This is a genomic window from Psychrobacter sp. CoH-33_TS_01, from assembly GCF_058189395.1.
In genome coordinates, this window is the sequence record NZ_JBVGQI010000004.1 from 233,629 (window position 1) to 254,370 (window position 20,742).

Sequence of the window (20,742 nt, forward strand, 5' to 3'; positions counted from 1 at the left end):
CAGTAGTCGCACCTAGTTTTCAAAAAAGCTCATCTTTTGATGGGCTTTTTTTATGTCTGACCGTTAGTTAGCTTATGCAAGCTTTTATAAAAAAGCATACAGCACTTGATTCAGATAACGCCGGCCTTTGTCGGTAGTGAGTAAGCGCTCAGTATCCTCTGTCAGTAAACCCTGGGCGATAAGCGCGGCCACCTGCGGTTCAATAGTCGCTTTTGGCAGTCCAGTGCGTTCTACGAAAGCTTGCCACGTCACCCCACCCTCTAGTCTGAGCGCATTTAGCATAAACTCTGCAGGCAACTGATCCTGAGGAATGGCTTCAAAACCCACCGTTTTCGGATAAAGTAGAGTCGAACCAAGTACAGTCGCTGTAGACTTCTCATACTGGCCCGCTGTCTCTGCAGCCTCATTATGCAAAGTATTCGCCACCTGCCATTTGTCTTGATCAAGATAGTCTTTGGGCAAGCGTGATTTACTAAACCGGGCAATTTGTGGTCCTGGCGCTGCTGTGTCATAGGCAACTAATCCTACTGCTGACTTTAAATGAGCGTCTGCTGCTAAACTTATCTTGCCATGGGCACCTGCGCCGATAGCCAGATAATCCCCAAACTGCCAGTAGTTCACATTGTGCTGACACTCTCTATCATGCGCGCCTGCCCAAGCCGAGACTTCGTAGCGGCGATAGCCCAACTGCTGTAGCCTAGTCTGTCCTGCCTCTTCGATATCTGCCAAGGCATCTTCGTCAGGCAATAAGGGCGCATTACGATAAAATACCGTATTCGGCTCGACCGTCAGTTGATACCAAGAAATGTGCGTCGCCCCAGCATCATGCGCCTGCTGGATATCGTACAACGCTTGCGTACTGTTTTGTGTGGGTAAGCCATGCATCAAGTCCACGTTGACCCGCGTAAAGCCCGCCTGACGAGCTTGGCCAATAGCGGTTCGCGCTTGCTGAGGGTCATGGATACGCCCAAGGGTAGTTAATTGTGCGCTATCAAAGCTTTGCACCCCGATCGATAGCCGATTAATCCCTACCTCAAGATATTCGGCAAAGGGGGCGTGCTCAAGCGTGCCTGGATTCGCTTCCATCGTCACTTCGCAGTCGGCTATAAAGGGCAATCGCTCGCGTAAGCCTTGAAAGAGGCGCTGGTATTCAGCTATCGGCAATAAGGATGGCGTGCCCCCACCGATAAACACCGAGCCAATAGAGCGACCCTGTAACCAAGGAATTTGCGCACTGGCATCCGCTAATAGCGCATCGACATAAGCGCTATACATGGCAGCATTGTCGAGACTGGCGCTCAACTCGTGCGAATTAAAGTCACAATACGGGCATTTCTTTACGCACCAAGGGATATGAATATACAGCGCTAAGGGTATGGCAGAGATAGATAACAACATGATAAAACAGCCTAACGCAAAACATTGCTAAAATAAAAGAGTGCTAGGATAACGATTTGAGGCGTTAATGAACAGCTTTGTTCATAAACAGCCTTAATGACAATAATGACCACTGCTGCCCTAGCCGCCTACTAACGGCTATTTTACGCTCATTTACTAGTGAATGATTGAATGAGTGTTATTCGATATGCTTTGAGTGTGGTGGCCATAATTTTAGCTAGACATCCCCTTAGGCGCATGAGCATCAAACTATCGATAACAATAAAAGAGACAGACAATGAAATATTGGTTAATCAAATCCAACCCCAAGTGTTTTGGTATTCATGACTTAGAGGCTCTCGATACGGAGATGTGGGAAGGTGTGCGTAATTATCGCGCTAGCAATTTTATGCGCGATGATATGCAAGTGGGTGATCAGATTATCTTTTATCACTCTAGTGCCAAACCCTCTGGCGTGGTTGGCATCATGAGCGTTGCTACTGCAGGCTATCCTGACCCCACGCAGTTTCACCCCGAAAGCCGGCATTACGACCCACGCTCTACGCCAGAGAAACCACGTTGGTATGCTATCGATGTAAAATTTGAGCGAGCCTTTTCTGGCATTCTACCTTTGCCAAAACTGAAACAAATGACTGTATTAGAAGATTCGCTATTGTTACGTAAAGGCTGTGAGCAACTGACGGTATTGCCGCTAGAGGCAAAACACTGGTACGCCATTATGGATGCCGCGGTAGCAGAAGGGTTGATTGAAGATATTGAATAACCGCTTTTTTATCACCCTTTATAAGCCCTTATAAAAGGGCTTTTTCTTTGCCACTGTCTGCACTGCATTAAATATCAGAATTAAAAATCATCCTTCTTCTTTATCTCAGCTGTAAACCCTCCTTAAAGACTTTTTTAAACTCCTGTTAATACCCACCAAAACCACCTTAAAGTTTGTCTTTGACAGCTTTAGAAAACCTAAAGTTTTGTTAACGTTATCAACCAGTCAGCGTTAGGTGTATGAGTTTTCGGCTGTTATAATACTGTGACTTATTGACTTAATATACTGTACAGATACTGGATATGCTTAACGCATCGTGGCTGTTTTTACCCATTGCCGCTGTCTTTACACCTGGTCATTGTTTCTATCAACATACTGTACTGTACTTTTGATTCTCTTTAGATCACTACTACTCTTTAAACGATCACTGATTTTTAGAGACTAACAGCTGGCTATAAATCTCGCCCTGCACTCTACGCAGGCGACTGATTATCAAGTCCTCAGATTAAGACCACAGTATAAGTATATTTCTAGACAATCTGAATCCCAGATAAAACCAGACTTATCTCGAATTCAGGTTATTTTATTTTTGTAAGCCGCATCAAGAGAAGGATCATAATATGGAAATTACCTTAAACGGATATTACACGCTGATTCTAGCGACCCTAGTATTGTTGCTAGGGCGCTTTTTAGTGAGAAACATCAAGTTCTTAGAGGACTTCAATATCCCAGAACCTGTCGCTGGTGGTTTGGTTGCGGCCATTATCGTTTATGCTCTAAATTTAATCGGTGGTTATAGCTTTAACTTCCAGCAAGATTTGCAAACCGCTTGTATGTTGATGTTCTTTGCCTCTATCGGTCTTAGTGCTGACTTCGGCAGGCTTAAAGCTGGTGGTACGCCCCTATTGATATTCACTGCCGTAGTGGGCGTGTTTATTGTCCTACAGGACGTCGTGGGCGTGGGCATGGCGAGTATGCTCGGGCTTGATCCTTTACTGGGCTTAGTCACAGGCTCTATCGCCTTGACGGGTGGTCATGGTACAGCGGGCGCTTGGGGCATCACTTTAGAGGAGCAATATGGTGTAGTGGGCGCGACGACGCTAGGTATCGCTGTGGCCACCTACGGCTTAGTAGCGGGTGGCGTGATTGGGGGTCCTGTTGCGCGCAGATTGATTAATAAGCTAGGGCTTAAGCCTACCCCTATGAATCCTAACCCTAGTGAAGTAGAAAAACTGGCTGCTGAGCAGTCACTCTACAGCACGAAGCATAGCGAAAGTGAAGTTCATGCTAATAAAGAAATGTTTGAGAAACCGGATAATATTCGTCTGATCACTGCGTCTTCTACTATCGAATCTCTAGCGCTATTTGCTGCTGCGTTGGCTTTTGCCGATGTCATGACTATAGTGGCTAAAGACACTTGGTTTGAATTACCTACGTTTGTATGGGCACTAGCGGCTGGTGTTATTATCCGTAATGCCTTAACCATGATTTTCAATTTTGATATGTTTGACCGTGCTATCGACGTCATTGGTAACGCTTCTTTGAGCTTATTCTTAGCAATGGCTCTATTATCATTGAAATTATGGCAGTTGACAGATTTGGCGGGTCCTGTATTGATCATCCTACTGGTACAGACTCTAGTGATGATCGGTTATGCTTACTTTATTACCTATAGAATCATGGGCAAAGATTACGATGCCGCCGTGTTATCAGCGGGTCATTGTGGTTTTGGTATGGGCGCGACCCCTACCGCTATTGCCAATATGCAGGCAGTAACCGATCGCTACTTACCTTCGCACAAAGCATTCTTAATTGTGCCTATGGTTGGTGCTTTCTTTGTCGATATCGTCAATGCTACCGTACTGCAAATTTTCACTAAACTGCCGTTTATGTAAGCCACTACTTTGCCACTCTCTAGAGATTTTTTATAACTAGTTTTTTATAACTTTTAGAGCGGGCATCATCAACAGGGCTATAAAAGGTACGTTAACATTAGGCTATCCTGAGTGAGTTGCATCTTGCTCAGGATAGTTTGCCTTTATGCTAGCTATAATCAAGCTATTTATAATTAGACTATCTTATAGTTATCCCGTCTATAACCATTGCCCTCTCAGACTAGCGAGCGCTTGCTGGCAGAATTTTAGTAAAATAAATACTGACTGTTACGCTGTCACACTATATTCTAGTGACCCTGACCTCTATCTTAGCGATGCTTATACTGTCCTAGATAATCACGATTACGAATAAAAAATCTGTCGTAATTAAGGCATTTTTTGCTCAAGACATACCTCATTTAAGAGACCTCAAGGATCCTCTAGCATGCTAAAACACAACCGCTCTATGCTCGCGCTTAGCTTAATGACTATCACTACTGTAGCCCTAAGTGGTTGTGGTGGCGAAGAGACCGATAAGATTAAAAGAGAATACGACCGTATCTCAGACCAAGTCAAAGCAGAATATAAACGTGTTGAAGCCAAGCTCACAGACAATGAAAAAAGCATGGCCGAGATTTTAGAGTCGGTATTCTTACCTGAAGAGAGTTTAGATAAATTCTTAGATAAAATTACCCCAGAAGGTGGTAAAGGTGGTTTGTACGCCGGGCACTTTATTGAACTTAATGACGGTGATGCCGGCGATATAGATATCGGTGCTTTGTACTTTGATATCAGCAAAGCCGGCGCTGGTAGCATCGATGGTCGCGTCAGTTACCAGCAGCAGCCTTGCCAAGATAACCGTACCCTCGCTACCGATACTGCGGTAAAAGTAGACAATGTCATCGTGGGCAAACTATCCGGCAGCTTAGATACCTTAAAGTTCTTAGATGTGAAATACGTCAACGATTTAGGTATTGAGACGCCCAATATATTAACCACCTTTAGTGGTAAGTTTAATGACAAGATGGCGGGCAGCCCTTGGTTCGGCAGTTTTGAATACCAAGATGGTCTGGGCGGCACCCAGCTTTCTTCCGGCAACGACGGCTGTAATGTCCGTTATACGCTAAGCGACCGCGCCAACTTCGTCACTTACCCCTTAGATTATAACAAGGGTGAGCTTAAAGCCGATATTATCGGTACAGGCAGCCAAGCACGCTTAACGTGGAAAAACCCTGAAAATACCGCTACGGTATTGGTCAGCCAAATTAATGTGAATAAGGCAGAAAAGGGAGCGAATGGCTACGTGCGTAACCAAATCTTGACGGCGGGCGAGACTCAATTTACGCCAGCCGTTGATGCTACCCCGACCAACTACGCCTTTGTCGTCCAGGCTTTTGATAAAGATAATAACTTTATCGGTTATCAAGCGCGCGTGATGGACTTACCAGAAGCCCGTTAAGCCAATGGGCGCTAAACAAAGGGCGCCAAGTCATAGGGTTTAGTTTAGGCTATACACGGCCCTAATTCAGCTTAATCAAGCCCTCTTATACAAGCGTTCAGACCTGCCCATCTTGTGACAGATCGGCAGGTCGTTTTTATTCATGGCTTTCTAAAGGACTCATTAGAAGTCGCCAATAGCGTCTGAGTAGTGGATATCAAGGTCGATAGTCCAGCAGACCATAATTCAGTTAGTGATTTAGTAAGTGATTTAGCTATGCTCACGGATTTTAATTTCTCTCAGTTCACCTTCCATAGTCGTCGCCTTTGGGTTCTCGTCTTACCCATCTTAATTACCCAATTTAGCCAAGCTGCTTTAGGCGTGGTGGATGCCATTATGGCCGGTCGCGTATCCGCCTTAGACTTGGCTGCGGTTTCTATTGGCTCAGGGATTTGGTTGCCGTTATTTTTATTGGCCACGGGTATCTTGATTGCCACTACACCGTTAATTGGTGAAGCGGTTGGCCAAGATAATATGCATCACGTGCCGCATATCACCCAGCAGTCGTTATGGACAGCGATAGCTTTGGGACTAATAGGCTTCGTGGTGGTCAACCTTATGCCCAATGTCTTGCCGTTGATGGGCGTACCTGCGAATATCGTCCCTAAAGCCAGCCAGTACCTCCACGGGGTCTCCTTTGGCTTTCCGGCCATTGCCGCCTACGCAGTATTACGCAGCTATTGTGAAGCGTTAGGGCGCCCGGAGCCAGTGACGATTATTAGTATCATTGGTCTGCTCGCTGATATCCCCTTAAACTACATCTTTATCCACGGTCTATTTGGTATGCCCGAGCTTGGCGGCGCGGGTTGTGGGGTTGCAACTGCGATTGTCCTATGGATTAACGTTTTATTATTAGCCACCTATACGCATTTTTCTAAACAGAAACAGATTGCTAGTACCCGGTTTTTCTATAGCTTTACCAGCCCCAATCGCGAGCAAATCACTAAGCTATTAAAACTAGGCGTGCCCATTGGCGTATCCATCTTTTTTGAAGCTAGCCTATTTAGCTTAGCCTCTTTGGTTATCAGCCCTTTGGGTGAGCTCGCCGTCGCGTCCCATCAAGTGGCCTTAGCCGTCACCTCACAGCTATTTATGGTGCCCATGTCACTGGCGATGGCCTTAACCATTATGGTGTCCAATCGCTTTGGCGAGCGCAATTTTACTGCCTTACGCCATGTTCAGACTACGGGGCTAATTTGGACCGTCCTCATTGCGGTTGTGGCCATGGTCATGGTCTGGATATTCCGCCCGCAGTTGGCAGCGCTATTTACGGATAACCCTGTGGTACAAGAGCAAGCTATGTATCTGCTTATCTTTGCCTTAGGCTATCAATTATTCGATGGTTGGCAAGTCAACGTTGCCGGTATCTTACGCGGCTTGCAAGATACTACGGTACCGATGTGGATTACGTTATTTTGTTATTGGTTGGTTGCGTTACCTTTAGGAACCTATTTGGTGCGTTATACTGATATCGGCGCTCAGGGCTTTTGGATGGCGCTGGTAATGGGCTTACTGTTATCCGCTATTCTCCTCACCTTCAGATTGCGCCACCAACAACGAAAAATTCAGCTAAATTATGGGCTGTAGCGCCAACAGTAAAGGGACTTAATAAACAAATAGATAACAAAAATTGTAAGTGTACATATGTACATCGATTGCTCATTGCGGCAAATATAGGTATGATTAGCACGTATTGTATAAATATTTTGTTACAGTCGCTTATCGCTAGTTATTAATGGTTTATTCTATTGAAAAATATAATTTAATTAGCTAGCTTTTAAGCTGTTTTTTAGGCCAAGTGACTGTTACAACGTCATAGGGCGACGATAATTTATACCTTTTTTATTCTATTATTTTCATTATTAGGCACAAGGCATACACCTTTTATGGACATTGAAAAGATCCGCACCTTAATTGCACTTATGGAAGAGAGCGAGCTGGTTAACCTAGAGGTTAGCAGCGGGGATGAGAGCATTAGTCTGACCCGTCATTACGACGCACCTATACCAGCCATGATGGCAGCTCCCGCTAGTCTTCCAGCAGCAGGCGCACCCGACAGTAAGACCGCGACCATGAAAGCTGGCAGTGTTGAGACCGCCCCTATGGTTGGGGTTTTCTATTCAGCACCCAGCCCAAATGACCCTCCTTACGCCAAGGTTGGACAGAAAGTTCAAGCCGGTGATACCCTGGGCATCATCGAAGCCATGAAAATCATGAACCCGTTAGAGGCCACTCAAAGCGGCGTCATCGATGAGATTTTGGTCGAAAATGCCGATGTTGTGCAATTTGGTCAGCCTATCGTTCGCTATAAAGCTTAATCGCTGTAGCTACCTTTAGGGGATTGCTTAACATTACTCTAAAGCGTCTAGGGCGACAAACCAGTTGATAGTCAGCTTGATAAACTGAGTTTGCGCGGCGCTTTGGCATACGAACAAAATAGGACGTACTCATGATAAAAAAACTGCTGATAGCCAATAGAGGGGAAATCGCGCTACGTATCGTCCGCGCGTGTAAGCAGCTGGGCATCGAAACTGTCGGTGTCTACTCTACTGCCGATGCAAATTTAATGCATTTGCGCTTTGTTGACGAAGCGGTCTGTATTGGCAAACCCAATGCCAATCAAAGCTACTTAGATATTAATACCCTACTCACTGCAGCAGAAATCACTGGCGCGGATGCTATTCATCCTGGCTATGGTTTTCTATCAGAAAATGCTGAATTCGCTGAGCAAGTCGAGCAAGCAGGGTTGACCTTTGTGGGTCCCCACGCTGATCATATTCGCCTGATGGGGAATAAAGTCTCTGCTATTAATGCTATGAAAAAAGCGGGCGTTCCTACGGTGCCCGGTTCGGTTGGTCCAGTCACCTTGCATAACGCAGAAGAGCAAGCTCGTCATATCGGTTTTCCGCTATTGATCAAAGCGGCCTCTGGTGGCGGTGGTCGTGGTATGCGTATCGTTGAGCATTTCGACCAGCTGGTCGGCCAAGTCCAAGCTGCTAAACAAGAAGCCGAGTTGTGGTTTGGTGATGATACGGTCTACATGGAGCGCTATCTTAAAAACCCTCGCCACGTTGAAGTGCAAGTCTTAGGGGATGGTAATGGTAATGCCATTCACCTGTATGACCGTGATTGCTCACTACAGCGTCGCCATCAGAAAGTACTAGAGGAAGCCCCTGCCCCCGATATCCCAGATGACGTGCGCGAGCCTATCTTATTGGCCTGTGTCAAAGCCTCTGAAGATATTAACTATCGCGGCGCGGGTACTTTTGAGTTTCTTTACGAAGATGGTCAGTTCTTCTTTATCGAAATGAACACTCGTGTCCAGGTCGAGCATCCGGTCACTGAGATGATTACTGGTATCGATGTCGTCGTTGAGCAGCTAAAAATTGCAGCGGGTTACGGATTATCGTATCGCCAAAATGAAATCGTCGCGCATGGTCATGCTATCGAATGCCGTATTAATGCCGAAGATCCAGCGACCTTTATGCCGTGTCCCGGTACGGTAGATCAATTCTTTACGCCCAACGGCTCAGGAGTGCGTTTTGACTCGCACCTCTATCCAGGCTATGAGATTCCGTCTTATTATGACTCATTGATTGGTAAGCTAATCTGTTACGGTCAGACCCGCCAACAAGCGATTGCGAAGACCTTGCAAGCGCTGGATGAGTTGATTATTACGGGTATCAAAACCAATATGGCTTTACATCGCGATATCATCCTGACAGATGAAGACTTTACCCGTGAAGCGCAGAATATTCATTATCTTGAAGATAAGCTACTCAAGAAGAATGACAAGACTAAAGCAGACAAGGCTTAGGCTATTTTGCTAATCACAGCGCGTTAATAATGGCTATTTTATAGTCAGCCAATAAAAAGCCCTTTTTCTGATGGAGAAAGGGCTTTTTTATGAGTAAAGTTCTAGTATTTTAACTCTCTACGGCAAGATACGTTTAAACGAAGCAAAACACTCCTCACCTTCAGGATCAGCACACCATTGCATCTTATTGTCTTTATGGTTTAAATAAGCGACTATGGCCTCATCCGTTTGGTCAATTTGATTGCCAGCGCAGTCGACTTCATTATTATCATAAACTGTCTTGATAGCGATAATAGGTAAGCCTTGGTCAGGATGGGTTACTAAATACTTGCCATAAGTCCATTCCGCCCCGCTCACTGCCCACATATTATTGTCTTCGCTAAAGTTATATAGCTCACGACAGCTGCCCTGCTCCATAGGTTTGCCTTTTACCTGTAGATGGCTAGACTCTTCTATAGTCACTACATCGGTCACTGCATCATCCGCCATAGCCACAGCTTGCTCGGTATTTTCTGCAGGCCTAGCGGCATCCCGTGCTTTCGCCTCGTTTAAGTCAATCTCCCATTGCCCAGCTATGGCTGGAAGACTGTGGGTACTAATGACCGACTTGCTTACGGGCTCGCCAGAGGTAGGTAGTGAGGCCAATACGGCGGCTAAACTGAATGAAGCAAATGAGATGGGTTCCATATCTACTCTTATAATCTAGGGGCGGGTTAGCCGCCAATGAGGTTAGCTAATGCCCAATTTATGAAAGTGAGGCTGTGCTACCAGTCGCTTGAGCCAATACCTGCAGCGGACTGCCAGTAGCGCAATCAAATCAGTAGTGACCACTATTAAATAGAATAACGGAATGATTTCACTACTTTTACCAACTAAAATGTGCAAACAATGCTAAGGCATTTAAAGGTTTATTATCCCTGAAAATAGGACTAAAAGCTGTCAATTTAGCGTAAGCCTTCTACCCATTAATTACAACCTCTAATCATCGGCTTTTGCACTGAATTACTGATAAGACGACATACTATGTCGCTGTGTCTTATCGTTTATCAAGTTTACCCTTCATGAAAGCATAATATTAATTCTTATTATAAAAAAGGCCGCGCTAATGATTACAGCACGGCCTCATATCTTTGCAGTCTAAAACTTATAACTTCCTAAGCACCGGTAGAAGCAGGGGCTTGAGCTAACGCTGATAACGCCCCTTTCAGCATCGCTGAGACCGTGCTGGTGCAAGTGCCAATCCCTGAGTAAATCTTACCATCAACCGTGAGCTGAATATACGCTGCAGCGTTGGCATTGGTTTTGTTTTCACGGTCGGTCTCAATCTCAGACTCATCATAGTTGAGGTGATGCGGGCTGATAGCATGCTCGGCATAGTTAATGATATGTACTGAGCTGCCCATCGTCTGCGCGAGGCCATCGATAAAGGACGATAGCGGGCCGTTACCCACCCCATCAATATCAACAATCTCGCCGTACGCTTTGACCTGTCCGACAAACTGGACCTCACCGCCTTTATTATTCACGCTATAGTCGAGCAATTCAAAATCAGACTGCTGCAAATAGGTGCGCTCAAAGGTCTGTAATATTTCATCATTCTGGAGCTCACGCGCCTCTTTTTCCGCTTGGTTTTGCACGACGCGGCTAAAGTCAATCTGCATCCAACGTGGCAAGTTAAAGCCATAGTTGCGCTGCAAGATATAGGCGACGCCACCTTTACCAGACTGGCTGTTAATACGCACCACGTCTTGGTAGCTACGGCCAATGTGCGCAGGGTCGATAGGCAGATAAGCCACGTCCCAATGGTCTGCAGTCTCTGCGTGTTGAGTGTTGTAATCCAACGACTTTTTAATAGCATCTTGATGCGAACCGCTAAACGCAGTAAAGACCAACTCACCCACATACGGATGGCGTGGGTGCAATGGTAAATTATTGCATTCGCTCACCACTTGGACGATTTCGCTCATATTACTGAAGTCGAGCTCAGGATCTACGCCTTGGCTAAATAGATTCATTGCCATGACCATAATATCCATATTCCCAGTGCGCTCACCATTACCGAGCAAGGTACCTTCGATACGATCTGCGCCCGCCATCAATCCAAGCTCAGCTGCAGCGATACCACAACCGCGATCATTATGCGTATGCAAACTCACCACGATATCTTTACGGCAGCTTAAATGACGGCAAAAGTATTCAACCTGATCCGCGAATATGTTGGGGGTAGACGCTTCTACAGTCGCTGGCAAGTTAATAATAACCCCTTGACCAGATTGCGGCTGCCACACCTTACAAACCGCTTCACACACTTCTATAGCAAAGTCGGTCTCGGTCTGGCTAAAGCTCTCTGGTGAGTACTGGAATACCCACTCCGTCTCTGGATATTGCGCGGCGTACTGTTTGACTAAGGTCGCGCCATCGATAGCGATTTGCTTGATTTCTTCCTTAGTTTTGCCATAAACCTTATCACGCTGCACTCGACTAGTAGAGTTATACACGTGGACAATAGCGCGCTTGGCCCCTTTCAAGGACTCAAAAGTGCGCTGAATGAGGTGCTCACGCGCTTGTACCAAGACTTGCAACGTTACATCAGCAGGCACATGGCCTTCTTCGATAAGCTTGCGGGTGAAATCAAACTCAACTTGCGCCGCAGAGGGGAAGCCAATCTCAATCTCTTTAAAGCCCACATCGACGAGGGTCTTAAAAAAACGCATTTTTTGGTCAATGGTCATTGGGTCAATCAGGGCTTGGTTACCATCGCGCAGATCCACACTCGCCCAGATTGGCGACTGGGTGATTTCTTGATCAGGCCAGGTGCGAGCCGTCAGTTTTGGCGCAAAACCAAAAGCACGATATTTACGATAATCGAAGGCAGGATTTTTTGGCGTAATCTTAGAATTTGCTGGAGTGGTTGTGCCCATGAGTGAGTCCTTGCTGTGATTCAAAGTTAAGAGTTAAGAAGCGAATTAATGAAGCTAAAAGGTTATATCCATAAGTACTGACGAAGTTTCAATAAAATCATTATAGCAAAGTGCTAAGAGTGATAATCAACAAATAACGCCTTTATTTTAATAATATTAGAGCTTTTTGCTAAAATTATAATTATAATTAGTTAAAATCACTAATTAACGGTCTTATATGAAAAATGATAGCATAACGCCAGAATATGACGCGATCGATAAAAAGATTATCGAGCTGCTATTGGTCGATGCCCGCATGAGCGTGACCGAAATTGCGGAACGGGTCAATCTCTCTGCCACGCCATGTGCGCGCCGCATCAAACAGTTGGAACAAAGCGGCATTATTACTGGTTACCATGCGGCGACTGATCCGCATAAACTGGGCTATCGCCTCGCTGTCTTTATTGCCGTCGGTATGGACAAGCATACTGCTGAGCGCTTCGAGCAATTTGAAGAGAACGTTAAAAGCTTTGATGAAGTGGTCAGTTGTAGCATTGTCACGGGCCGTAGCGAGGACTATCTCATCAAAGTTTTAGTCCGTGATATGGCGCATTATGAAGAATTTTTATTGCATCGCTTAAACCGTATCGAGGGGGTGAGCCACGTGCATACCAGCTTTGAGCTACGCGAAGTGTTTAGTCGTAGTGCGGTATAGACTTAGAATGAGACTTAGGCAATAAGCGAATCAATAGGATAAGGACTAAGCCGATAATAAGCCCCCCACCTGCGACCGCGAGTCCTGCATTAAAATTATCACTCTTGCCTGCCAAAGCCACCGTCACGAGCGGTCCTAAAAACTGCCCTATTGCATAAGCGAGCGTGGCTAGGCCAATCAAGAGATTAGAATAGTTTGGATTGACCTCTTTAATAATCCCCAAGGTCATCGAGACGATACCGACAAAGGTCGCCCCAAGGATAATCGCATTACCATATAAGCCTAGCGCTCCTGGGCTCAACATGGGTAAAAACATGCCAAAGGCTTGTAGGATAATCAAGCCAATCAGCGTTTTAAATTCGCCAATATCTCTCGCTAACCGTCCCCATAGTGGGTTAGAAAAAGTGGCAAATATCCCGACCAATAGCCAAATAAATAGTCCTGCCTCTTGACCTGATAGTCCCTGCCCCGACCCTGAGCCTAGACTCTGGGTAGCCATTACGGGCAAAAAGGTCGCCGAAGTAATATAGCCAAACCCAGACAGCCCATAGCTGATCAATAGTAAAGTAATCACATAGCCTTGATTGGCCAAAGCGGCTTTCATGACGCCGCGCAATTGACTGAGCTTGGCGCCTATAGAGTTGGGCTTCAGCGTTTGCACTGAGTCGCTCTGCTTGCGCGCAAGGTCTGCTTGCTTAGTAGCGACATAAGGGCCACTAGACTCGAGCGCTTGCTCGGTAGCGCTAGGTCGGATTTTAATTAACAATAGTAATAAGGGCAAACTGGTTAGGGCGGCAACCCACCAAATAGTAGCAAAGTGATAGCCCATCGCAAAAAGCGACCAAGTTAGCGCAGCCGAGGCGGTAATACCAACGCCGATACCCCCGTAATGGATGGTCGATAGCATAGCTCGTCGCGACATACTAAAGTGCTTGACCACGTAAGAGGAGCCCAAAATCATGGCGACCCCACTAGCGATACCGGCAATGAGACGTATCACTTGCCAAATGAATAACGACATATCGGGTATGGCAAGCGCCGCTGTGGTCACAATACTTATGAGACTGGCGATAATCAGCGCCAACCAAGTATGCCGCTGCGGCACAAACATGGCGATAATAGCGCCTAAAAAATAGCCGATGTAATTAATAGAGGCGAGCCAGCCGGCCATAGCCGTTGATAGCCCCAGTTGCACGATAATGTCGGGTAGCGTGGCAGTGAAAAGAAACCGGCCATAGCCCATGACGACCGCCATACCATACAAGCCAATCCAGGCAATAGCGACTTCACCAAAACGCGAAGGCGACACTGTAGGCGCCTGTGGGTTATCCATAACTTAGCATCCAAAACTCTTATTCATTAACCGCAGTTAGCCCTTAAGCCCTTTTTAAAACCTTCCTATTTACAATAGGCTAGCAATATATGCAGCGCATAAATACAGTAGCTATAAACCCCGTGCTTAGCAATACCCTCGCCATAAATAATAGCGACTTAGCCAATAGCTCGCTTATAGCGTGCAGGAGGAAAATAAGGACAAAAAAATAGCCAGAACAATACGCTGCCCTGGCTATTCAATATTAGCTACTAAATACTAGCTGCCTCATGCTAGCTTTGATCATGAATGAGACTAACTCGACTGTCGCTAAACATATCCATACCCGGCGCTAAAGTGCGCATAAAGCGGTCAAAATATAGCATTTGCTTGGTCAATAGCGCAAAGTCACGTGGGAAATGGAGACCATGACGTTTGCCTGTCTCGACGATCTCTAACATAATTTTATTCAATTCATCCGCTTGGTCTTTGGAGTTAAATGGCTTGCCTGAGGTATAAGTCTTATCGTCGGTCACCACTGCGCCCACCATTCTTTGTAAATCGGTGGCCAACTGCGCTTCATCCACTTGACTGCGCTCATGGGTCATCCCCATATCAATCATATGATGCGCCATACCGGGATAGTCATTATCTTGCAGCGATTGCATCATGCCCATACAGGCGCGCCAGCTTTCAGGTGCTAGCTTACCCACGATACCAAAGTCTAAAAAGCCAATGCGGCCATCGTTCAATAACATTAGATTGCCCGCATGCAAATCTGCATGGAAGCTATTGCATAGCATCAGGCTTGCAAACCAAGTATTCAGCGTATCCGCCATCACCTGAGCTGGGTCGGCACAATATTGGCGCATGGCATGCTCATTGACCATAGAGACGCCGTATAGACGGCTCATCGTCAACACCCGCTTAGTCGTCAACTCGCGTACGACATCCGGTGCAACGACTTTAGTATTACCCGTCATGCTGAGGAACTGCTGGAAGTCACGAATGTTTTGCGCTTCAGCGACAAAGTCTGTTTCCGCTAACATACGCAGACGAATCTCATCAATAATCGGGGCGATACTGGCAAACTTCATCGATGGCATCAAGACTTCCATCAGCTTAGTCACGCCATGCAACACGCCCAAATCAGTCTGCATGATGGTTTCGACTTCAGGCTTTTGTACCTTCAACACGACTTCAGTACCATCGTGCAAGGTCGCTGCATGCACTTGCGCAATTGAAGCTGACGCTAGCGGTGTAGGCTCAATATGTTTAAACAGACTCTCTAAGGTCTCACCATCACGCTCTAACTCAGCTCTCAGTACCTTCTCGACATAACGATAAGAGATGGGCGTGGTCTGATCCAAGCAATCTTGAAAGGCTAAGACGTATTCGCGCGGAAACAATGACGGTGTACTGGCGATAAACTGACCGATTTTGATATAAGTCGTGCCCAACTGCTCGAAGGTCTCTTTTAACAGCTTGGCATCGGGCTTTTCGCCTTTAGCCACACGCAGTGCTGACAGCCCAGCCACGCTTGCCGTCTGCCGTACTCGATTCAGGACGTTAAAGGAATGCTTTAAAAAATTGGGTCGGGTTGCTTGAGTCATAATAGTCATTCAACTGGATAAAAGAATAAGGTTAGCATTAAAATCAGGTTGGTATGCCCTTGGTGTCTGCACAATCAACCGGCCTTGCTACAAATAGGACAAGCAGGATCTTGCCGATAGCCTATACTGCGTTGGCGCATACGCTGACCGTCCCATAGCAATAATTGCTGCGCTAAAGGGTTACTCTCTAAGCCTAAATACTGCAAGGCAGCATTGGCTTGCAGCGTACCCATTATTGCGGTAGTACTGGCTAGGACCCCTGAATTGGCGCAATTTTGTTCTGACGACGCGTCATTCTCAGCAGCATTAGTGCTGCTAGCAATACTGTCACCGAACACACAATGATAGCATCCTGACGCCTTGGCCGGTTCGTACAATGCTAGCTGCCCAGTCATAGCAATCGCGGATGCGGACAGCAATGGAATAGCGTGCTCCACACTAATACGGTTGAGCAGCTCACGTATCGCAAAGTTGTCCGTACAGTCTAGCAGCAAATCTGGCCATGCCGTCTCTAGCGCTGTAGCACTATTGACCGAGGGATTAGCAGGCCGTTTTAGTAGGTCTGCCGCGTTATCCGAGTCTACGCGGGCGACCTGATAACTGATAGTGACCAGCTCATTAATCTCAGTCAATCGCGCAGCGGCCACTTGGGCTTTAGGCTCACCTACATCTTGCGGTAAAAATAAAGTTTGCCGCTGTAAGTTGCTGATTTCGATAGTGTCATCATCAATCAGATGAATATGACCCACCCCCGCACGTGCTAGGGTCTCAGACGCCGGACACCCTAAGCCCCCTGCCCCTACGATGACAATACGGCTATTCTTTAGTCTTATTTGCGCATCGATATCCCAGCCGTCTAACAAGACCTGCCGAGAATACCGCATCAATTCATTATCCGTTAGCATAATACCATCACCTTGAGCGTTGCTAAGGTTATGGATGCACAGTCGATATTCTTCAAGTTTATAAGGGTCATATATTTTTTATATTTTAAAATGAGGCATTTATGAATAGTTGAGCAGCAGCAACTTATCTATATTTTCAAAACGACCGCTTAAATTTAACGACACTACCTTTGCCAAATTAGCATCTACAAATGGCTTTTTTTAACCATAAAGAAGCCGCTGTATTATAAGCGGCTTAGGGCAGGAGTGGTACGAGTAGATTGTATTAGCTCAGTGGCGAAGTAGACTTTAACTTACGTAAATTCCAATCGCCCAGCCCTTAATCAACGATTTGCAAATATTTTAGCGTCTGTAATAACCCCTGTTGAAAGTCTTGGGCTAAGCGGGCTAACTCAGCCAAATTGTCCTCGTCTCCCACTAAATTATTGCCTTCTTTTATTAGGCATTGCCCTTGGCTTTTGAGGAGCTGCCAAGCAGAATCCACCCAAGCTTGCGGCTCGGTAGCCCCTTGTTTATAAGCATTTAAAAATAGCATTGGAACTCTAGACACGTGCACGCTACCGCCTGTGACTGGACTCGCCAAATTTGCTGTCTCTGCTCCGTTAACGTTTTGCTGAATAAGATGCGCGTTGAGAGCGGCACATTTTGACCGCACAGCTTGGATCATCGCTTCATCTTGCACCAATACTATATGCCCTTTACTGTGCAAAATTGCCAAGGCTTCAGCTAATAAGGGGGCATCAAACATTGCAAGCAACTGCTCTTTGATTGCGGTGTAGCTATGAATTTTATGGTCAGACAATAGGGCTATTAACGGCTGATAAATATCTTCGCGCAAGTCTACATTGCCAAGCGTGCCCACTATTTTGAGCTCAATATCTTTGGGATTGACCACTAATAGAAAGCGCAGCGGTTGCCAGTATTGCTCAAGCTGATGGGCGGATAGCGTGCGTGCTCCTTTTACCCAGTAGTCGCGGCGAAAGATTTTATTTTGCATATAGTCTTTGCTGGTTTGCACAAAGATAGGATCGGCTAACTTATCCAGAAAGGCTTGTTGCTCATTGTTGAAGTTACTCGCTGAAAAGTCTTCTAAATAGTTGGCTGAGCTAACGTAAGACAGCTTAGCAGGCGCTAAGGCTTCAGCGACTTGCGAGAAATACAGCGCCTGCCAAGATTGATTAAAATATTCATGGACGAGATAGCTAGGGTCTTTTTCACTATTTTGTTGAATACGGTCGAGGATAGCCGGAGCTTGCAGAATCATGGACGGGGATAACTGTATCAGCGCTTTGCTAAAGTCAAAAGCATTGGTGACTCGCTCAAGCTGGCTCTCTTTACGACTGCCGACTACTTGATCATATTGACTCAGCATATGCTGTAAGGGCGCAATCGTCGACCAACCTGGTAGCGTGTTATAACTAATATAGACGGCACCACCAACGCGGAGCTTGCGACGAATAAAATCAATAATAATCTGCTGATTTTCTAAAGATATCCAAGCCCAAATACCGTGGAGACCAATAAAGTCGAACTCAGGCAAATCATCACGCTCACAGAACTCTCTAAAGGACTGGTCATAAAGGCAAGCATTATTACCGGCAATCTCTGCTAACTCTTGCGCAAAACCCACTTGTGAGGGGTTAAAGTCTGTGCCGTACCACTGTACTTCACTGGCGCTAGCATGGATATTGAGTGACACGCCTTGGCCAAATCCCAACTCACAAGCATGGCTCACTTTTGGCGGCGCAATGCCTGCCATTAAAAAGGGAATAACCGTATTGTTTGGATTTAGCTCTGAATAATACCCATAGGTGTAATTGATCTCACTAACGTACCCTTCTGACCACTCTGCCATCTTTTATTTCCTAATTATTATATGCTACAACCTGTCACGCTATATAAACGCTGGCTGATAGCTATGGGCATATGAAATAGATCAAAGGGTATTTAAACACACTCTGTGCGCTTTTAAAGCAGATTACTTTTTTAATCGCTCCAAAGAGCTTCTTAAGATATAAATCGCCAGGACAACGCCTAGCGCCGTAAAAGCCGCAATGCCTATCTTGGTGCTGTCCATATAGATGGCGTAGATAATCACCACCAATACGCATAAGCCGAAGAAAGTCCCTAGGTACAATCCCCAAACGAATAGCTTTTGGTTGTGTTCTTGGTTGGCGATATTGGCATCATTGATTTTTCGGGTCTCGGCCATTTGAAAATTGGCAATATCATCTTGTTGGGCTTGCGCTTGCTCGGTGAGCGCTAAGATGCGCTCTGCTGATCCGGGCAATATCTCTTCGTATTCACGGACTAAATCTGCTGGCGGGTAAGGCGTGTAATACTCTGCCTCTTCTTGCGTGGCGGACAACTCTTGTCCTTGCTGCAATAAGGTGGTGCGCGTCGCCCGCTGATTTTGGCTCATCCGCTAGGACATATCGGCAGGTTGGCGTTTGACTTGCCGCTCAATCGTTTTACTGGCTTGCCGCATGCGCTCACCGGTCGCCTGCCAGTGTTGCGCAGTAGCTTGTGTCCCAGTAGTGACCTGATTGATAGCATCCATTTTATGGGCGGGTTGAATATTGGCTACTGCCTGCCGAGTGGGCGATATCATCGCTCCGGCAAAGCCATCGAGTAAAGCTTTAGTCACGGTCATAGCTGTCTCCCTTACCTTTCAGCATGCGCTAGTGTGTCTTGCTATGACTTTTATCCTAACAAAACCCACCCTTGTTCGCCAAGCCTTTTTGTAAGATAGCCTTGATAAATAAAGGCTCCAGCAGTATTACTGCTACTAAAAACACAATTTTTTATTTTCGAAAATTCCTTTATTATCTTATCAATATCAGTTGATTGTCTTGCATCATCATTGGTCTAAATCACACCTTTTTTAAATAAATTTTAGCGTATAAAAAAAACAGCCCAAGGGACTGTTATTTTATGACAATGATTAAAATTAAAGTTTTTAAACGTTTTCCTTTAAGCGTTCTAGCACTCCCATCGTCACCCGATCATTATCCCCATAATCTTGCACCGTCTGTACCTTAACAAATCCCGCCTCGGTAAATATCTGTTGAACCGCTGCGCCTTGGTCATAGCCATGCTCAATCGCTAATAACCCACCCTCTATGAGATAATTTATCGCCCCACTGACAATTTTCTGAATATCAGCTAGACCCTTATTATCAGCAATAAGTGCCGATAATGGCTCAGCGCTGAGGCTATCAAGGTGCGTATCTACAGGGTCAATATAAGGCGGATTAGAGACAATAACTTGGTATTTAACCTGGCTGGGCAACGAGTTATACCAATCGCTCTGGATAAAGTTAATGGTCAGCGTGTCATTTAAAACAGCATTCTGCTTAGCAATATCGAGTGCCCCTTGGGAATAATCCACCGCAGTCACTTGCCAATCTTGCGACTGCAACCCTAGCTCATACGCCAAACTAATAGCGATACAGCCACTGCCGGTACCAAGGTCTAATAATTGGTAAGGTTTTTGCGGGTTAGTATTATCCAAATCATTACTTAGGCTATTTTGCTTTGCTAGATGATTAAATGTATCAGCCTCTACATTAGCAGCTATCCACGCTAATACTTGTTCAACTAATATCTCAGTATCAGGGCGTGGTATCAGCGTGTGCTCATTGACCTTAAACTCTAATGACCAAAAGGCTTGCTGACCCGTCAAATAAGCCAATGGTATGCCTGCCTGCATCTTGGCGATACCGGCTGCAAACGCCGACTGTTCTGCAGCGGTTAGCAGATAATCACTGTCGGTGATTAAGAATGAGGCAGGCTGCTGCACAATATGTAATAACCACTCATTCACCCAATGCACTGGGAGAGCGGTGCCGTCTGCCTCACTTAAATAGCTACGACGTTTTAGCGCTTTAATAGACGCATCATCTGTAGATATACCATTAGAATATTGATTTGCTGTAGTCATTATT

17 protein-coding genes are annotated in these 20,742 nt (G+C 45.8%); 7 read left to right on the plus strand and 10 right to left on the minus strand.

Going from position 1 to position 20,742, the window contains the following annotated elements; translation table 11 throughout:
• Nucleotides 1–84 precede the first annotated feature (84 nt).
• The gene (gene hemW / locus ACZ2XM_RS08830; RefSeq protein WP_490589501.1) at nt 85–1,398 is read right to left on the minus strand and encodes a radical SAM family heme chaperone HemW; all 1,314 of its coding nucleotides are present in this window, start codon (nt 1,396–1,398) and stop codon (nt 85–87) included.
• Nucleotides 1,399–1,675: 277 nt separating this feature from the next.
• Between hemW and ACZ2XM_RS08835 the strand changes: the two genes are divergently transcribed.
• The 6 genes from ACZ2XM_RS08835 to accC all read left to right on the plus strand — a co-directional run bounded on the left by ACZ2XM_RS08835 (nt 1,676) and on the right by accC (nt 9,350).
• Nucleotides 1,676–2,161, plus strand: coding sequence for an EVE domain-containing protein (locus ACZ2XM_RS08835; protein WP_490589500.1), 486 nt, complete (start codon nt 1,676–1,678; stop codon nt 2,159–2,161).
• Nucleotides 2,162–2,781: 620 nt separating this feature from the next.
• Entirely contained in the window at nt 2,782–4,056 is a 1,275-nt protein-coding gene (gltS, locus tag ACZ2XM_RS08840) for a sodium/glutamate symporter (RefSeq protein WP_490589499.1), read from the plus strand.
• Between the two features lie 424 nt (nt 4,057–4,480).
• Nucleotides 4,481–5,494 carry a hypothetical protein gene (locus ACZ2XM_RS08845; protein WP_490589498.1) on the plus strand — a complete coding sequence of 338 codons (1,014 nt, stop codon included), beginning with the start codon at nt 4,481–4,483 and terminating at the stop codon, nt 5,492–5,494.
• A 255-nt stretch (nt 5,495–5,749) separates the two neighbouring features.
• Entirely contained in the window at nt 5,750–7,120 is a 1,371-nt protein-coding gene (locus ACZ2XM_RS08850) for an MATE family efflux transporter (protein ID WP_490589497.1), read from the plus strand.
• A gap of 299 nt (nt 7,121–7,419) precedes the next feature.
• Nucleotides 7,420–7,851, plus strand: coding sequence for an acetyl-CoA carboxylase biotin carboxyl carrier protein (gene accB, locus ACZ2XM_RS08855; RefSeq protein ID WP_490589496.1), 432 nt, complete (start codon nt 7,420–7,422; stop codon nt 7,849–7,851).
• A gap of 131 nt (nt 7,852–7,982) precedes the next feature.
• Nucleotides 7,983–9,350 carry an acetyl-CoA carboxylase biotin carboxylase subunit gene (gene accC / locus ACZ2XM_RS08860; RefSeq protein WP_490589495.1) on the plus strand — a complete coding sequence of 456 codons (1,368 nt, stop codon included), beginning with the start codon at nt 7,983–7,985 and terminating at the stop codon, nt 9,348–9,350.
• A 117-nt stretch (nt 9,351–9,467) separates the two neighbouring features.
• On the opposite strand, the gene ACZ2XM_RS08865 is transcribed toward accC, so the two are convergent.
• Both ACZ2XM_RS08865 and leuA read right to left on the minus strand, forming a co-directional pair.
• Nucleotides 9,468–10,037 carry a hypothetical protein gene (locus tag ACZ2XM_RS08865; protein ID WP_490589494.1) on the minus strand — a complete coding sequence of 190 codons (570 nt, stop codon included), beginning with the start codon at nt 10,035–10,037 and terminating at the stop codon, nt 9,468–9,470.
• A gap of 467 nt (nt 10,038–10,504) precedes the next feature.
• Complete coding sequence (leuA, locus tag ACZ2XM_RS08870) at nt 10,505–12,271, minus strand: 2-isopropylmalate synthase (RefSeq protein WP_490589493.1); 1,767 nt, start codon at nt 12,269–12,271, stop codon at nt 10,505–10,507.
• A gap of 217 nt (nt 12,272–12,488) precedes the next feature.
• Between leuA and ACZ2XM_RS08875 the strand changes: the two genes are divergently transcribed.
• Nucleotides 12,489–12,965: an Lrp/AsnC family transcriptional regulator gene (locus ACZ2XM_RS08875; protein WP_490589492.1), complete on the plus strand. Its 477-nt coding sequence runs from the start codon at nt 12,489–12,491 to the stop codon at nt 12,963–12,965.
• Here ACZ2XM_RS08875 and ACZ2XM_RS08880 read toward each other — a convergent pair.
• From ACZ2XM_RS08880 to prmC, 7 genes are all read right to left on the minus strand, one after another.
• Nucleotides 12,946–14,298 (minus strand): YbfB/YjiJ family MFS transporter, encoded by a 1,353-nt coding sequence (locus ACZ2XM_RS08880; protein ID WP_490589491.1) that lies wholly within the window; start codon nt 14,296–14,298, stop codon nt 12,946–12,948. The genes ACZ2XM_RS08875 and ACZ2XM_RS08880 overlap by 20 nt on opposite strands.
• Nucleotides 14,299–14,570: 272 nt before the next feature.
• Complete coding sequence (locus tag ACZ2XM_RS08885; protein ID WP_490589490.1) at nt 14,571–15,890, minus strand: ABC1 kinase family protein; 1,320 nt, start codon at nt 15,888–15,890, stop codon at nt 14,571–14,573.
• Between the two features lie 74 nt (nt 15,891–15,964).
• On the minus strand, nt 15,965–16,795 hold the full coding sequence (locus tag ACZ2XM_RS08890) for a HesA/MoeB/ThiF family protein (RefSeq protein WP_490589489.1): 831 nt from the start codon (nt 16,793–16,795) through the stop codon (nt 15,965–15,967).
• Nucleotides 16,796–17,114: 319 nt separating this feature from the next.
• A complete protein-coding gene (locus ACZ2XM_RS08895) occupies nt 17,115–18,650 on the minus strand; it encodes a class I SAM-dependent methyltransferase (RefSeq protein ID WP_490589488.1) in 1,536 nt (511 codons plus the stop codon).
• Between the two features lie 123 nt (nt 18,651–18,773).
• Nucleotides 18,774–19,217, minus strand: a complete 444-nt coding sequence (locus ACZ2XM_RS08900; protein WP_490589487.1) for a DUF2335 domain-containing protein — start codon at nt 19,215–19,217, stop codon at nt 18,774–18,776.
• Between the two features lie 3 nt (nt 19,218–19,220).
• Entirely contained in the window at nt 19,221–19,448 is a 228-nt protein-coding gene (locus tag ACZ2XM_RS08905) for a hypothetical protein (RefSeq protein ID WP_490589486.1), read from the minus strand.
• 306 nt (nt 19,449–19,754) lie between these two features.
• Nucleotides 19,755–20,738, minus strand: coding sequence for a peptide chain release factor N(5)-glutamine methyltransferase (prmC, locus tag ACZ2XM_RS08910; protein WP_490589485.1), 984 nt, complete (start codon nt 20,736–20,738; stop codon nt 19,755–19,757).
• Nucleotides 20,739–20,742: the final 4 nt, after the last annotated feature.